We start from the raw sequence: 389 nt of genomic DNA on the forward strand, positions 1-389 counted from the left end.
GATATTGAGACATTCGGTGAGAACTTAGGTGTTTTAACTCGTGAGGTGTTTTTACTTGAAGTGACAAATTCTGGATACCACCACTTATTATCGCAGTCCGTTGATTCAGAGCTTTCTTATGAAACCATTCTAAAAAATTATAATGGTCAGATAGGATTAGAAGGTCGAACCGTTTTAAAAGCGATGATAATGAACAGAGATGAAGGTAAAGTACAATGAAAAAACTACCTCTTCCAGCGAGAACTTATAGCGAAATGCTTAATAAATGCTCGGAAGGTATGATGCAGATAAATGTTAGAAATAATTTCATTACTCACTTCCCCACTTTTTTGCAGAAAGAACAACAATATAGAATATTAAGCTCGACAGGTCAGTTATTTACCTACGAC

The 389-nt window shown here is 35.2% G+C and carries 1 pseudogene; it reads left to right on the forward strand.

Annotation, left to right across the window (positions count from 1 at the left end):
- A pseudogene (locus tag HP556_RS00140) lies at positions 1-219 on the forward strand (AAA family ATPase); the annotation flags it as partial.
- Positions 220-389 lie beyond the last annotated feature (170 nt).

It is taken from the genome of Tardiphaga robiniae (assembly GCF_013359755.1).
Taxonomy (GTDB): Bacteria; Pseudomonadota; Alphaproteobacteria; order Rhizobiales; family Xanthobacteraceae; genus Tardiphaga; species Tardiphaga robiniae.